This is a genomic window from Zoogloea sp. 1C4, from assembly GCF_009469605.1.
GTDB lineage: Bacteria > Pseudomonadota > Gammaproteobacteria > Burkholderiales > Rhodocyclaceae > Zoogloea > Zoogloea oryzae.
In genome coordinates this window covers 364112-378945 of sequence record NZ_SSXU01000001.1, presented here as the reverse complement: position 1 = coordinate 378945, position 14834 = coordinate 364112, and the positions used below count along the sequence as shown (strand labels likewise).

General features: G+C 67.6%; 14 protein-coding genes. 7 read left to right on the top strand and 7 right to left on the bottom strand.

The features are described 5' to 3' along the window. The first annotated feature begins 75 nt into the window (after positions 1 to 75). Positions 76 to 1740 (top strand): fatty acid--CoA ligase, encoded by a 1665-nt coding sequence (locus tag GH681_RS01755; protein WP_228111739.1) that lies wholly within the window; start codon positions 76 to 78, stop codon positions 1738 to 1740. A gap of 88 nt (positions 1741 to 1828) precedes the next feature. After that, positions 1829 to 2626: an enoyl-CoA hydratase/isomerase family protein gene (locus GH681_RS01750; RefSeq protein ID WP_153159732.1), complete on the top strand. Its 798-nt coding sequence runs from the start codon at positions 1829 to 1831 to the stop codon at positions 2624 to 2626. A gap of 6 nt (positions 2627 to 2632) precedes the next feature. Here the strand turns inward: GH681_RS01750 and GH681_RS01745 are convergent, their stop codons facing one another. Continuing rightward, on the bottom strand, positions 2633 to 2830 hold the full coding sequence (locus tag GH681_RS01745; RefSeq protein ID WP_153159731.1) for a hypothetical protein: 198 nt from the start codon (positions 2828 to 2830) through the stop codon (positions 2633 to 2635). 26 nt (positions 2831 to 2856) lie between these two features. Further along, the gene (locus tag GH681_RS01740; protein WP_153159730.1) at positions 2857 to 3603 is read right to left on the bottom strand and encodes a YdcF family protein; all 747 of its coding nucleotides are present in this window, start codon (positions 3601 to 3603) and stop codon (positions 2857 to 2859) included. Between the two features lie 171 nt (positions 3604 to 3774). Here GH681_RS01740 and GH681_RS01735 point away from each other — a divergent pair, with 171 nt between their 5' ends. Both GH681_RS01735 and GH681_RS01730 read left to right on the top strand, forming a co-directional pair. Further along, positions 3775 to 4296, top strand: a complete 522-nt coding sequence (locus GH681_RS01735; RefSeq protein ID WP_228111738.1) for a DUF2802 domain-containing protein — start codon at positions 3775 to 3777, stop codon at positions 4294 to 4296. Beyond that, positions 4293 to 5153 (top strand): SPOR domain-containing protein, encoded by an 861-nt coding sequence (locus tag GH681_RS01730; protein WP_153159729.1) that lies wholly within the window; start codon positions 4293 to 4295, stop codon positions 5151 to 5153. The genes GH681_RS01735 and GH681_RS01730 overlap by 4 nt, the downstream gene beginning before the upstream one ends. A gap of 66 nt (positions 5154 to 5219) precedes the next feature. Here the strand turns inward: GH681_RS01730 and GH681_RS01725 are convergent, their stop codons facing one another. The 5 genes from GH681_RS01725 to GH681_RS01705 form a co-directional block, all read right to left on the bottom strand. Continuing rightward, complete coding sequence (locus GH681_RS01725; RefSeq protein ID WP_153159728.1) at positions 5220 to 5438, bottom strand: hypothetical protein; 219 nt, start codon at positions 5436 to 5438, stop codon at positions 5220 to 5222. Between the two features lie 73 nt (positions 5439 to 5511). Beyond that, positions 5512 to 7725, bottom strand: a complete 2214-nt coding sequence (locus tag GH681_RS01720; protein ID WP_153159727.1) for a bifunctional diguanylate cyclase/phosphodiesterase — start codon at positions 7723 to 7725, stop codon at positions 5512 to 5514. Between the two features lie 51 nt (positions 7726 to 7776). Then, the gene (locus GH681_RS24015; RefSeq protein WP_194271103.1) at positions 7777 to 9858 is read right to left on the bottom strand and encodes an ATP-binding protein; all 2082 of its coding nucleotides are present in this window, start codon (positions 9856 to 9858) and stop codon (positions 7777 to 7779) included. 193 nt (positions 9859 to 10051) lie between these two features. Continuing rightward, positions 10052 to 11191, bottom strand: coding sequence for an EAL and HDOD domain-containing protein (locus tag GH681_RS01710; protein ID WP_153159725.1), 1140 nt, complete (start codon positions 11189 to 11191; stop codon positions 10052 to 10054). A gap of 21 nt (positions 11192 to 11212) precedes the next feature. Further along, complete coding sequence (locus tag GH681_RS01705; protein WP_153159724.1) at positions 11213 to 12241, bottom strand: CDP-6-deoxy-delta-3,4-glucoseen reductase; 1029 nt, start codon at positions 12239 to 12241, stop codon at positions 11213 to 11215. A 42-nt stretch (positions 12242 to 12283) separates the two neighbouring features. On the opposite strand from GH681_RS01705, the gene GH681_RS01700 reads away from it, so the two are divergent. Genes GH681_RS01700 through GH681_RS01690 form a run of 3 tightly spaced genes read left to right on the top strand, consistent with a single transcriptional unit; the run spans position 12284 to position 14810 of the window. After that, a complete protein-coding gene (locus tag GH681_RS01700; protein WP_153159723.1) occupies positions 12284 to 13165 on the top strand; it encodes an SDR family oxidoreductase in 882 nt (293 codons plus the stop codon). Positions 13166 to 13188: 23 nt separating this feature from the next. Further along, positions 13189 to 13605 (top strand): CopD family protein, encoded by a 417-nt coding sequence (locus GH681_RS01695; RefSeq protein ID WP_153159722.1) that lies wholly within the window; start codon positions 13189 to 13191, stop codon positions 13603 to 13605. Positions 13606 to 13640: 35 nt separating this feature from the next. Further along, positions 13641 to 14810 (top strand): class I SAM-dependent RNA methyltransferase, encoded by a 1170-nt coding sequence (locus GH681_RS01690; protein ID WP_228111737.1) that lies wholly within the window; start codon positions 13641 to 13643, stop codon positions 14808 to 14810. The last annotated feature ends 24 nt before the right edge of the window (positions 14811 to 14834 follow it).

The window sequence follows — 14834 nt, the reverse complement described above, 5'->3', positions numbered from 1 at the left end:
GGGGGCGATTTCACCCCGCCCTCCGGCTAAGCTGCCGACGCTTCCGTCAGACCATAACAGCCCGAGGAGACAATCGTGCAAACCGATATCCGCGCCGCCGGAGACGCCGCCGCGTCCGCCGACCAGCCCTACGCCTACCCGCTGCTCATCAAGCAGCTCCTGCACACGCCGCTGGCCCACGCGCCCGATCAGGAGATCGTCTATCGCGACGTGTGCCGCCACACCTATCGCGATCTCGGCGCCCGCATCGGCCGCCTGGGCAGCGCCCTCAGCCGGCTCGGCGTGGGCTTTGGCGACACCGTGGCGGTGGCCGACTGGGATTCTCACCGCTACCTCGAGAGCTACTTCGCGATCCCGATGCTGGGCGCGGTGCTGATGACCGTGAACGTGCGCCTGTCGCCCGAGCAGATCGCCTACACCATCGACCACTGCGGCGCCGAGACGCTGCTCATCAACACCGAATTCCTGCCCATCCTCGACGGCATCCGCGACCGCCTGCCCAAGCTCAAGCGCATCGTGCTGCTCTCCGACGAGCCCTGCGACCCGGCCGCCGTTGGCGCCGTGGGCGAGTACGAAGCCCTGCTGGCGGCCGCCGATCCGCAGCACGCGTTTCCGGATTTCGACGAGAACACCCGCGCCACCACCTTCTACACCACCGGCACCACGGGCCTGCCGAAGGGCGTGTTCTTCAGCCATCGCCAGCTGGTGCTCCACACCCTCGGCACCCTCGGCGGGCTGGCCGGCGCGGTGTCGGGCCAGCGTTTCCATCGGGGCGACGTGTACATGCCGATCACCCCGATGTTCCACGTCCACGCCTGGGGCCTGCCTTACGTGGCAACCATGCTGGGCGTGAAGCAGGTCTACCCGGGCCGCTACGTGCCCGACATGCTGCTGCAGCTGCGCCGCACCGAAGGCGTGACCTTCTCCCACTGCGTGCCCACCATCCTGCAGATGCTCCTGCTGGCGCCGGCCGCCAAGGAGATGAACCTCACCGGCTGGAAGATGGTGATCGGCGGCTCGGCGTTCACCGTGGGCCTCGCGACCCAGGCGGTGGCGCGGGGGATGGACGTGTTTACCGGCTACGGCATGTCCGAAACCTGCCCGATCCTGACCCTCGCCCAGCTCAAGCCCGCCGACCTGGACCTGCCGCCCGAGCAGACCGTGCCGAACCGCTGCCGTACCGGTCTGCCGATTCCGCTTGTGAACCTGCGCATCGTCGACGGCAACCTGGACGACGTGGCCCACGACGACCAGGCCCAGGGCGAGGTGGTCGTGCGTGCCCCGTGGCTCACCCAGGGCTACCTGAAGGACGCCGACGCCACCGCCCACCTGTGGCGCGGCGGTTGGCTGCACACCCAGGACATCGGCCGCATCGCGCCGAGCGGTTCGCTGCAGATCACCGACCGCATCAAGGACGTCATCAAGTCGGGCGGTGAGTGGATCTCGTCGCTGGAGATCGAGACCCTGATCTCCCAGCACCCGGCGGTGGCCGAGGTGGCCGTGCTGGGTGTGCCCGACGCCCGCTGGGGCGAGCGTCCGCTGCCGGTGGTGGTGCCCAAGGCCGGCGCCGAAGGTCTGACGGCGGAGGACATCATCGCCCACCTGCGCGCCTTTGCCGACGCAGGGCGGATTTCCCGCTTCGCCTTGCCGGATCAGGTGCGCTTTGCCGACAGCCTCGAGAAGACCAGCGTCGGCAAGATCAACAAGCGCCAGATGCGCGAGCGCTACGCCGCCGGCTGAGCGGATGCAGGCCTGGGCGGCTTTCGTCGTCCGGGCTCAGGGGGCAGAATGGCGCCTACCGAATCTTGAACCACAGGAACCGCCTTTCATGACCTCTCCCATCCTGCTCGACATGGCAGACGGCGTCGCGACGCTGACCCTCAACCGGCCGAAGGCGCTCAATGCGTTGTCCTTCGACATGATGCACGCCCTGTCCGACGTGACCGCCCAGCTCGCCCATCGGGACGACCTGCGGGTGGTGGTGATCCAGGGCGCCGGCGACCACTTCATGGCCGGGGGCGATCTCAAGGATTTTGCCGGCCAGCTGCACCTGTCGCCGGAGAGCCGGATCGCCAGCTTCCGGGCGACCATCGAGCAGCACATCAACCGCAGCGTCGAGGCCCTGGCCGAACTGCGCGTGCCGGTGATCGGCCGCGTGCATGGCGCCTGCGCGGGCTTTGGCCTGTCGCTGGCGCTGGGCTGCGACATGGTGGTGGCGGCCGACAACGCCTATTTCACCACCGCCTACGCCAGCATCGCCCTGTCGGGCGACGGCGGGGTGTCGTGGTTCCTGCCGCGTATCGTCGGGCGCCACAAGGCCTTCGAGCTGTTGCTGATGGCCGATCGCTTCGACGCCACCGAAGCCCAGCGCCTGGGCGTGGTGAACCGGGTCGTGCCGCTGGCCGAACTGGACAACGCGGTGGCCACCCTGGTCGGCCGCATCCTGAACGGCCCGCGGGAGACCTACGCCGAGATGAAGCGCCTGCTCAACCAGTCGCCCGACCAGAGCCTCGACACCCAGCTGCTGCTGGAGGCCGAAGCCTTTGCCCGCTGTTCGGCCCGGCCGGATTTCGACGAGGGCATCAACGCCTTCTTGGGCAAGCGCAAGGCCAGCTTCAGCCGCTGAGGTGCCTCAGTGCCGTGGCCTGAATTCGCCGCACCAGGCCAGCCCGCTGACGATCGGAAAACGCCAGTGGTGATCCTCGCGGGGTGACTGGGCGCCGGCGAAGGCCGGTGGGTAGCGATGGCAGGTGCCGAGGGTGCTCTCGGCGGCCATGAAGAAGCGGCATTGCCGGCAGGCGTCGTCGTTGGGGCGGGTGTCGTCGGGCATGGGGCGGTCTGGGTGAAGGGTGGGGTTCAGCGGTTGAGGCGGTAGGCCAGCAGGCCCAGCCATTCGTGGATGGCGTAGGTGCCGGCGTAGGTCGAGTTCATGTTGGGCAGGCGGGGCAGGGTGTCGTCGGCCGGGCCGCGGCGGAAGAAGCCGGTCGGCGCGGGGATCACCGCCAGCCCGGCCGCCTCGAATGCTTCCACCGAGCGGCGCATGTGGGCGGCGTGGGTCACCAGCACCACCCGTTTCACGCCCTCGGTGTGCAGCAGCGCGGCGCTCATCCGGGCATTGTCGCGGGTGTCCAGCGAGGCGGCTTCCACCCACTTCACGGGCAGCCGGAAATCCTCTTCCAGCGCGGTCTTCATCAGCTCGGCTTCGGGCTGGCTGCCGCTTGGCGCGCCGCCGCTCACCAGCACCGGCAGGCCCGACTGACGGGCCAGGCGGGCGCCGTAGCGCACCCGTTCGAGGGTGAGCCGATTGACCGTCTGGCCGCCGAATTCCGGCGCGTTGGTGCGCGCGCCGCCGCCCAGAATCACGATCGCCCCCGCGTCGGCCAGTTGCGTCGGCTGAAGCACCGGGATCTCTTCGAGGCCGTCGAGGAGGGCGTCCACCACCGGAGGCGTCGTCACCAGCAGGGCCAGGGCGAGGCCGCTCCAGGCCAGCACGCGTCCTGCGCGCGGACGCCAGCGGAGCAGCAGCAGTCCGGCGCAGATCAGGATCAGCGGGGCCAGCGGGGGCATCAGAAGCAGGGCGATCAGCTTTTTGACGAAGAACATGATGAAAAGACGCGCACAGACGAAGAAGTCGCATTGTGGCTGAAGAGGCACGCGGCTATTATCGCAGCGTCAAATTCATGTCGTACAAGCGCCGGTTTCCAGGGGAACGATCATCGTCAGCCAAAGGTTTCAGTCAAAAGAATGCGGCGCCGCAGCCAGGGAGCCGGGCCGATGATCGATGTAGGTCTGCGGGAGGGTGTCTGGGCGCTGGTCGCCGTGCTCTCCATCTATCTGGCGATCATCCTGTTCCGTCTGGCCCTGCCGGGCAAGGCCGCCAGCACCGCGGAAGCCCCCGGCCGCTCGCCCCAGACGGTGGTGGCCGACGTTGCGGCCATGCCGGCGCCCGCCCCGATGGCGCCGCACAACCCGCTCGAAGTGCCCCAGGAGACCCTCAACGAACTCGAGATCCAGCAGCTGCGTCGGGATGTGGCCCAGCTGCGCACCGAACAGGATTTCCTGCGCAGCGAGCTGGTGGCCCTGCGCCTTGATCTCAATGAAATGCAGTTGGCCCATGATCGGGCCCAGGCCCAGCCGCAAGCCCAGTATGTGCGGCCGGAGTCGCCGCAGCACTCCGAGGCCATGCTGCTGGCCGGGCGCGGCATTCCCGCAAGCCAGATTGCGGAGCACTGTGGAATCTCGGTGGCAGAAGCCGAACTGGTCTGCGCGCTGGCGCGGGCCGAGGGGGGAGCATGACGGACAGACCGGATGTGCCGGACGATGACGAGGACGAAGATCCCCGCCGGCAGCTGTGGGTACGCGCGGGCGTCGCAGGGGGGCTGATTGCCGTCCTCCTGGGCGGCCTGGCGGTTTTTGATCACCTATCCCGGCCGCCTCAGCCCGAGGCGGCGGTGGTGCCCACCAAGCCGATCGCGCCGGCCCAGGTGACGCCGCTGCCCGAGCCCGGCCGCGATGCCCCGCCCGACGTGGTGCGCGCCGCGGCGCCGACCGAACCCGAACCACAGCCGCCCGTCGAGGGCAGTTCGACGCCGCCGCCGCTGCCCACCGGTGACAAGGGCGACAGGCTCGTCGAACGTACCCGCAAGCCGGTCGAGGAGACCCGTCCGGTGCTGCGGCCGGGTTCCCAGAGCGTGGTGGCTGCGCCAGCTGCCGAGCCGGCCCGCAAGCGTGACGCGGCGCCTGCCGCAGTGGCCCCGGCGGTTGCGCCCGTGGCGCAGGCAACGCAGCCCCGTGGGGTGGCCGTGCCTTCTGCCGCCCCTTCGGCTGCGACCCCCGCATCGACACCGGCAACGGCGCCGGCCGCGGTTGCTGCGCCCGCGCCGGCTGCGGCGGTGCCCGCACCTGTTGCGGTGGTCAAGACGCCTGTCGCGAGCGACGCCCAGGGCGGCTACGCGGTCCAGGTGGGGGTGTTCGGGACGGCGGCTCAGGCCGAGGCGCTGCGTTCCCGGTTGTCGGCGGCGGGCATCCCGGCCCAGCTGGAAACCCGGGTGGTGGTGGGGCCTTTCAACGACCGGCGTGACGCCGTCGCGGCCCAGAACCGCCTGCAGGACAAGGGTTTTTCTGCCGGGGAGCTGATTCCCTTCCGGCGCTGAACCTGTCCTCCGTAATCTCGAGCGGCGGGCCGTGTGGTCCGCCGCTTGCCGTTTACGGCGCCGGTTTCAGGCGCTGACGATGGCGAGCGCGTGCCCCGTGCGGCAGTGAAGGGCGAGCTGCCTGTCGCTGCCCGGGCGGGCGGCCCAGACCGCAGCGGCGTCGCCCAGGGTGCGGGCGATCTCGTAGCCGCGCTGCTTGAGCCACGACGGGTCGATGTGTTCGGCGACCAGCCTGGGGGCTTCGGGCTGGCGGGGGGAGGCGAGGATGAGGCGGTAGATTCCCATGGCGAGGACCTCGAGGGTTCGACGATGGGGCAAATCTAGCGGCGAAACATGACGGTTTGAGGTGGCTGGCCGTTCAGGATGCGGCCGGCGCCCCGGTGTTGCCGTGGCTCACGCGGGAGGGGCGGAAATCCCGCAGGAGGCGGGTGGCGGCTTCTGCATCCACCGGCCGGGAGAAGTAGAAGCCCTGCATCTCGTCGCAGCCCATGCCGTCTAGGGTGGTCATCTGCTCGCCGCGCTCGACGCCTTCGGCGGCCAGGCGGATGTCGAAACCCTGGGCGATGCCGGCGATGGCGCTGATGATGGGGTGGTTGCCGTGGCCGTTCATGTCCCGCACGAAGCTGCGGTCGATCTTCAGGCGAGTGACGCCGAAGCGCTGCAGGCTCACGAGGGACGAATAGCCGGTGCCGAAATCGTGGATCGACACGCCGACGCCCAGTTCGCGCAGGTTTTGCAGGCGCGGGGCGACGCGCTCGGTGTTCTCGAGGAGCAGGCTCTCGGCGATCTCGAGCTCCAGGCTGCCGGCGGCTAGGCCGTTGCGCGACAGGGTGCGGGAGATGGTGTCGGAGAGGTCGGACTGGTCGAAATCCCGCGACGAGAGATTGGCGGTGAGGCGCAGATCGGGGAACTGGCGGCGCCACACGGCCAGCTGGGCACAGCCGGTCTCGAGCACCCAGCGGCTGATGTCGTGGATGATCCCGGCTTCTTCGGCAAAGTGGATGAAGCGCGATGGCGCGACGATGCCGTGGGACGGGTGGCGCCAGCGCACGAGGGCTTCCATGCCGGTGATGCGATCCTGCGAGAGGCTGACCAGCGGCTGGTAGTGCAGCTCGAATTCGTTGCGGCTGATGGCCTGGCGCAATTCCTTTTCGAGGGACACCCGCGTGCGGTAGCTGGCGTGCATGTCCGGCGAAAAGAAACTGTAGGCGTTGCGGCCGTCACCCTTGACCTGGTGCATCGCCACGCTGGCGTGCTGGACCAGATCCTCGGCGGTGTCGCCGTCTTCGGGGTGCAGGGCGATGCCCATGCTGATGGTGATGAGCACCTCGCCCTCGCTCAAGGGGAAGGGCTTGCGGAAGGCGAGCAGCACCTTCTCGGCGATGGCGCGGGCGTCTTCCTGGTCGTTGATGTCGGGCAGCAGCACCACGAACTCGTCGCTGCGGTGGCGGGTAAGGGTGTCGCCCCGGCGCAGGCACTGCTTGAGGCGCAGGGCCACCGAGCGCAGCAGGGCGTCGCCTTCGCCCTGGCCGTGGGTTTCGTTCACCTGCTTGAAGCGGTCCATGTCGATGAACATGACCGCGATGAGCCCCTTGCGCCGCTTGGCCTGGGTGATCGCCAGGTTGAGGCGATCCTGGAAGAGCTCGTTGTTGGGCAGCTGGGTGAGCGGGTCGTGGTAGGTCTGGTAGCGCGGGCTGGCTTCGATGGTGCGCAGCGCGGGCAGGCTGCGGGCCGCGCCGTAGGTGCCGGCGTAATGGGACGGCGAGCGCGATTCGACGCTATTGTAGATGCCCATCGCGTTGAGCACGACGGCCACCGGCCCGGTGTCGTCGCCATCGGCGCCATAGGGGTTGCGGGCGAGGCGCAGCTCGATGTTAATCGTGGCGCGGGGCCCGGTGCGCCGCTCGTTGAACGCGTAGCGGGCCCGTTCGAGATCCTCGGGGTGGACGATCTCGGAGAAGTGCTTGCCGATCAGGGCGTTGCGGGGATGGCCAAGCAGCGACTCGATGCGCAGGTTGAGGTAGTTGAAGCGGCCTTCGGCGTCGAGGGTGTAGATCAGGTCGAGGGAGTTCTCGACCATGTAGCGGTGCATCTGCTCGGACGACTGGAGGCGCTGCTGGCTGAGCCGGTGGGTGCGCTCGGATTGACGCTTGACGAGGGCGCCCGTCACCGCACGGCGGATCTGGTCGGCGCCGTAGGGCTTGATGAGGAAGTCGTCGGCGCCGCGGCGCAGGGCGCCAATGGCGGCTTCCATGGATTGCTCGCCGCTGATCATGATGACGGATTCGCGGCGGTCGTTGCTGAGCAGCCAGTCCATCACCGCCAGGCCCGAGGCGTCGGGCAGGCGGAAGTCGAGGATCAGCAGGTCGTAGGAGCGGGTGTTGAGACGAGCGAGTGTCTCGGCGACGGAACCACAGTCCTCGATCAGCCGGTCGCTGCCCTGCAGGAGGGCGCCAACCGACCGTCGCAGGGACGGTTCATCGTCGACGACTAGGATTCGGGTAAGAGACTCTGCCGACGTTCGCCGGTTCGCCTCTGTCGGGAAGGAAGCTCCTTCCCAGGGGATGACCATTGTGACTCCCGGACATGGCTCTTCTAATTGGCGCGGCAATGATGCATCAAGTCAGTGGGTTGCCGCCAGTGGCATGAAGATCTGGAACACGGTTCCGGAGCCCGGCTGGCTGCGGCACAGGATGGTGCCACCGACCGCGGCAACCAGTTCGCGGACCAGCGGCAGGCCGACGCCACCACCCGGTTTGTCGCTGTTGCGGGCGCCCGGGTTGAAGAGGGTCTCGATGCGCTCGGGGGCGAGGCCCGGGCCGTTGTCGACGATCCGGATCTCCATGCACTGGCTGCCGTTGGCGTTGATGCCGGAGACGGCCGACACGGTGAGCTTGCCCCCTTCAGGGATCGCCTCGGCGGCGTTCTTGAAGAGGTTGAGGAACACCTGCTTCAGGGCGTCAGGCGGAATCGCGGCAGCGGGCAGGTTGGGCGAGGTGCGCAGCTCGAAGGCGATCCCCTTGCGGGCGAACAGCGCTTCGCCGTAGAGCGCGCGCAGGTCGTGCAGGATTTCGGCGACACCGCTGTGGGCGGGGCCAGAGGGCGTCATGGAGGTGAAGTCGCTGGCCTTGCGCACCAGGGCGCCGACGCGGTCGAGTTCTTCGCTGAGCAGGCCGAGCTGTTCCTTCAGGGTCGGGTCGTCCACCCGTTCGTCGATCAGGCCCAGGTAGGTCTTGATGACGGTGAGCGGGTTGCTCGCCTCGTGGGCGATGCGCCGGGCGTGATCCACGTAGCGGCGGGCGATGCTGTCTTCCAGGTCGAGGCGCATCTGCTCTTCGGCGCGGCGCTCGGAGATGCGGTTGGTGGCGGCCTCGGTGACGGAGCGGCGCAGGGCGGGCTCCATGCCGGTGCCCGGCTGCTCGGCGCCGGCGCAGGGGAACACAGCCACGCCGGTCTCGTTGGGATTCTGCCAGGGCACGCAGAGCAGGCCGTCGCTGTCGAGCCAGCGGGCCAGCTGCCAGTCGGCGGCACACTTGCCAGGCGGGCGCGGGCCGCTCTGGTAGCGGGCTTCGGCGTTGTTACGGTAGGCCTCGGCAACGGCGCTGTGCTCGTCGCGGGCGGAAATCCTGATCTGGTCGAGGCCCGGATGGGTGATCGTCGGCGCGCCCACGAGGGCGTCGTCGCTGTCGGACTTTACGAACAGCACGGGGGCGTCGAGGCCAAGGAGCAGGCGGGTGGCCACGTCGAAGCTCTGGCGCGCGGTGGCCGCGTCTACAAAGGCGCTGCGGGCGAAGGCGCTGAGCGCGGTGCGGGCGATGCCGCTGTCCATGTTCTCGCGCTCGGAGTCGGTGCCCGGGGTGGCCCAGGGCAGGGTGAGCATGGTCGGTTCGACGATGATCTCGAGGCTCTTGACCATCTCCTGCATGCCGCGAGTGGTATCGGCGAGGACGCTGACCAACACGCTGCCGTCGATCTTGGTGAGGCGGCTGGCGCCTTCGAGGCTGGCGGCGGACTGGCTGCCGCGGTAGCTGGCGAGCTCTTCGGCGGCGGCGATCACGCGCACCAGCGGGTGGGCGGTATCGACGGCCTCTGGCTCGGCCTGGTGCAGGGCGATGGCGTCGATGATGCCCAGCGGGAAGCCGCAGCGGGCGGCCAGGTCGGCGGAGATCTCGGCGTGGTCGAGGCCGTAGCGTTCCCATTCGGCTGAGGACAGGCTGCGCTCGTCGATGGCGTCGGCCAGCACGCGGCCATACTGTTCGCCGTATTCATTGAGCCACAGCAGGCCGAGGTCGTGGAGCAGGCCGGCGGAGCGGGCTTCGTCGGGATGGGGGTAGCCGATCTCGCGAGCCAGGTTGACCGCCAGCTCGGCCACGAACAGGCTGTGCATCGTGTGATGCCGGTGGGCGCGGGGCGAGATCCGGTGCTGGGGTTGCTGGATCATGTGGCGCAGTGCCCACGCCTGCAGCAGGCCGGCGTCGATCCGGTCGAGGCGCTCGATGAGCACGTCGATGAGGGCAATAGAAAAGTCGCTCTTGCTCAGCGGTGCTGTCAAAAGCAACTCGAAAACCATCACGGGATCGAGGATAATGACACGTGCAATATCGTGTCGGGATGCATCGCCAGCCGAAAGTATCCGCAGCAGCGCGGACGCGGTTTCCCGCAGCGCTGGCAGACGCGATGTCGGTGCAGCTAGGGGACGTCGCATTTTGGATATTCGGGTGGTGGGCATGAATGAAGCACGTATTTCACAAATTTAGTGCTTTGAATTCTAACCGTACCCCCCCGGCTCTCGCCTGTGACTTATGCTCGCCCGCACCGGCGCTTGCGCTTCCGAGCGTGACCCAGTTCGCGACGTTGTGAAGAGTTTGCGTCCCGGCCCGCCTTTGGCAGCGCGGGATTCAGCCGAACTGCAGGCTGTCCGCGAACGAGAGCGCTTCAAGATGTGCCCGGTTGATGCGTTCCGGCGTGATGTGAAGATCATTGGCAAGGGATGCCAGATTCTTGTCGTCGAAGCTCTCCAGTGCCCGCGCGAGTTTGAGAAAAGGTGCATAAACGCCATCTCCGCCCAGCAGGGCGTCGCAAATCGGGGCCGGAAGGTGCATTTCGTCGAGCGCCGACTGGAGGCTGGCCCCCAGCAGCAGGTGAAGCATCGAGAAGGCGCCGGTGATGAACAGGTTGTCGAGTTCGGCTTTTTCGAAGAAGGCCGCGCCGATCTGCTCCATGAAGCGCCCGCGGGCGATCGCGGTCTGCATCAGGGCCGGCGCGGACGGATCGCGGCTGGCGGAGATCAGCAGCACCGACAGCCACTTGTGGAGCTTGTCGTAGCCCAGGATCGACACGGCATGGCGGAAGGACTGGATCTCGCACATCAGTCCGAAACCGGCAGAATTGATGTAACGCAGCAATTTGTATGACAGCGCCACATCCTGCTTTAGGACATTTTCAATTTCCTTGACTTCGGCATTTTTGCGCACCAGATTGAGCAGCCGGACGATCTGGGCGTGGGACGGTGCGAGCTTGCCGTCGGTCTTGACGCCGTGCAGGAAGAACCAGCCCGATGCGCCGTCGTAGCCGCCGACGATTGCATTGCGGAACGCTGGCACGTCCGGCAGGCCCCAGGCGAGCGCCAGGCCGGGCGGGGCAATCGGCACGGGCTGCCGCTTGGCGTCGATGATCACGAAGCGCCATGCCACATCCGGCGAGACGATGGTGTCGGGCTGATGCCAGGTGAGGTTGAGGCTGATGCCGGCGGCCTGCAGCTTGGGAATCAGCTCCAGCGTAAGCGGGTGGGCGATGGCCTGGGTCGGGATCTCCACCATCGCGTTGGCGGGGGCTTTCCAGCCGAGGAGATCCGGCGTGGGCACCAGCCGGTACAGGCTCACGAAGACCGGATGGGTCGTCGGCCACACATCTGCCAGCTCCGACAGGGTTTCCACTGCCTGAGCAACGGACGTGGCGTGGACGATCAGCCGGTTGGCGGTGATCTTGTGCTGCTTGTTGATCACCGGTTCGCGGGTGATCAGGACGGCATTGCTCATGGGTGGGGTTCCGGTGCCGGCTCAGCCAGCCTTGGCGTCGTTCGAGAAGCTGAAGGCGTCGGCGTGGAAGGCGTCGGCAGGCAGGCCGCACTGGCGGGTGAGGTCGGCGCGGGCGGTGTCGATCATCGCTGGCGAGCCGCAGGCATAGACCTCGTGCCCGGAGAGATCAGGCAGGTCGGCCATCAGGGCGGCGTGGGCGAGACCGGTGCGGCCGGTCCAGGCGTCCTCCGCCGGGCTGTCGGAGAGCACGGGCACGAAACGGAAGCCCGGGAGCCGGTCTTCCCAGCCTTTGGCGACGTCGAACTGGTAAAGCCCGGCGAGGTTGCGGCTGCCCCAGTAGAGCGTCATCGGGCGCTGGATGCCGGTGGCGATGGCGTATTCGACGATGCTCTTGATCGGCGCGAAGCCGGTGCCGCCCGCGAGCAGCACGATCGGGCGCTGGGAGCTTTCGTCGAGCCGGAAACCGCCCAGTGGGCCTTCGAAGCGCAGGATGTCCTTCTCCTTGAGCTTCTCGAAGACGTGGGTGGTGAAGAAGCCGCCCGGCACATGGCGGATGTGCAGTTCGAGAAAGTCGGCGCCGGTCGGGGCGTTGGCGATGGAGAAGCTGCGGCGCTTGCCGTCGGCGAGCAGGAAGTCGATGTACTGGCCGGCGATGAACTGGAATTTCTCGGTGGCGGGCAGGCGGATCTCGAGGACGATCACGTCATCGGCGGCGCGCACGAGCTTCTGCACGCGGCAGGGCAGTTTCTTGACCTGGATCTCGCCGGCGCGGCTCACCTGGCGCACCTCGAGGGTGAGATCGGAGCGGGGGCGGGCGCAGCACAGCAGGGCCATGCCGGCCTCGCGTTCGGCTTCAGTCAGCGTGCTTTCGCCAAAGCGGCCCAGGTCCAGGTCGCCGGAGAGCACCTTGCTCTTGCAAACCCCGCAGGCGCCGTCGCGACAGCTGTAGGGAAGCAGCAGGCCGGCAGCAAGGGCGGCTTCGAGAACGGTATCGTCAGCCGAGGCGGGGAATTCGAGTCCGCTGGGCTGGAGGGTGACCTGGAACGACATGATGGGTGGCCGTGAGATAATCGTTAAATGAAACGTCGAAAAATGAAGCAAGTCCTGATCGTCGGCAGTGGCGATGTGGCGCGCCGGATCATCCCGTGGCTGCAACGCCGGTTTCGCGTGTGCGCCGTGGTGCGCCGCCCTGAAGAACGTGCGGCCCTGTGGGCCCTTGGTGCGACAACCCTGATTGCCGACCTGGACAAGCCGGAAAGCCTTGGAAGGCTGGCCGGCATTGCGGACTACGTCCTGCACTGTGCTCCACCGCCCAATATGGGTAGTGACGATCCGCGCACGCGCAGTCTTCTCGCTGCGCTGACGCGTCGCGCGAGTCTACCACGACGGCTCATCTACATAAGTACCACGGGCGTGTATGGCGACTGCGCCGGTGCCTGGCTGGACGAGACCCGTCCGCCGCGTCCGGCCTCGGCCCGGGCGGTCCGGCGCGTTGCAGCCGAATGCCACCTGCGGCGATTTGGCGGGCGTACCGGATGCCGGGTCAGCGTGCTCAGGGCGCCCGGCATTTACGATGGGGCCGAGCGCCTGCCGGTGGCGCGTCTTGAAAAGGGCGAGCCAGTGCTGGCGCCCGAGGACGACGTGTTCACCAACCACATCCACGCCGACGATCTGGCCCGGCTGCTGGGGCTGGCGCTGTTCCGCGGCCGGCCCAACCGGGCCTACAACGCGTCGGACGACAGCAGCCTGAAGATGGGCGAGTACTTCGATCTGGTGGCCGATGCCGTCGGCCTGCCGCGCCCGCCGCGCCTGCCCCGGGCCGAACTGGCCGGGCGGCTGTCGCCGCTCACCCTGTCGTTCATGTCCGAGTCGCGGCGCCTGAAGAATGACCGCATCAAGCGGGAACTGCGCGCCCGCCTGATGTATCCGACCGTCGCCGACGCCCTGCGCGTGCGTCGTCTGGCGGTTTCCTGATTTTTCCCTTTCGAGCCCACATCATGCTTTTTCTGAGTATCAAAGCCCTGCACATCATCTTCGTCACCAGCTGGTTCGCCGGTTTGTTCTACCTGCCGCGGCTGTTCGTGAATCACGCCATGGCCACCGACAAGGCCACCCTCGATCGCCTCGCGCTGATGGAGAACAAGCTCTACCGCTTCATGACGCCCCTGGGCATCCTCGCGGTGGCGCTGGGGATGTGGCTGTGGTTCGGCTTCGGCTTTACCGGCGGCTGGCTGCACGTCAAGACGATGCTCGTCACCTTCCTGATCGTCTACCACCTGTATTGCGGCCGGCTGATGCGGGCCTTTGCCGAAGGGCGCAATACGCGCAGCCACGTGTGGTACCGCTTCTTCAACGAGGTGCCGGTGCTGGTGCTGTTCGCCTGCGTCTTCCTCGTCGTGCTGAAGCCCTTCTGATTGACCGAACCTGATTTCCGAACCGGATTGCTGCCTTGAACTTCTTTGCCCCTTGCCCCCGCGGCCTCGAGCCGCTTCTTGCCGATGAACTCCGCGCCATCGGCGCCACCGATCCGAAGGCCGTGCCCGGCGGCGTGCAGTTTTCCGGCGACTGGGCGCTGTGTTACCGCGCCAACCTGGAAAGCCGGATCGCCACCCGCGTGCTGTGGCAGGTCTCGATGGGCCGCTACCGCAACGAAGAGGACGTGTACCGCATCGCCTACGCGCCCACCTGGGCCAAGTGGTTCACGCCGGATGAGACGATCCGCGTGTTCGTCACCGCCCACAAGTCGCCCCTGCGCAGCCTGGAGTTCGTGACGCTGAAGATCAAGGACGCGGTGTGCGACCACTTCCGCACCATTGTCGGACGTCGCCCGGATGTGAACACCCAGACGCCGGACATCCGTGTGCATGCCTTTCTGTCGGCCGATACCGTCACGCTGTATCTGGATACGTCGGGCGAGCCGCTTTACAAGCGGGGCTTCAAGTCGGCGGCCGTCGAGGCGCCGCTGAAGGAAAACCTCGCAGCGGGCATCCTGCGCCTCACCGGCTGGAGGCCGGGCGAGGAGGCCTTGTGCGACCCGATGTGCGGCAGCGGCACTTTCCTCATCGAGGCTGCCCAGATGGCCCTCGACGTGGCGCCGGGGCTCGGCCGGCATTTTGCGTTCGAGCGCTTCAAGCATTTTGAGCGGGACACCTGGCTGCCGATCCGCAAGGCGGCCGACGCCCGCCGGCAGGCGCCACGTCCGCTGGCGATCTACGGTTCGGACATCGTCGAGGATCAGGTGCGAAAGAGCTTCGTCAATCTGCGCAGCGCGGGGCTGGATGGCTGCGTGGAGCTGGAGCGGATGGATCTGCTCGACCGCAAGGCGCCCGCGGCGAGCGGCGTGCTGGTGGCCAACCCGCCCTACGGCGTTCGGCTGTCGGATACGTCGGAACTCGAAGCCTTCTACCCGAAGCTGGGCGATGCCCTGAAGGCCAACTGGAGCGGCTGGCGCGCCTACTTCTTCACCGGCGACCCGCTGCTGCCGAAGGGCGTGCGCCTCAAGGCCAGCAAGCGCACGCCGCTCTTCAACGGCGCCATCGAGTGCCGGCTGTTCGAGTATCTGATGGTGGCCGGATCGGCACGCAAGCCCAAGCCGGAAAGGGAAAGTAACCCGGACTAAAGACACCCGGCAGCCTTAGCGAGC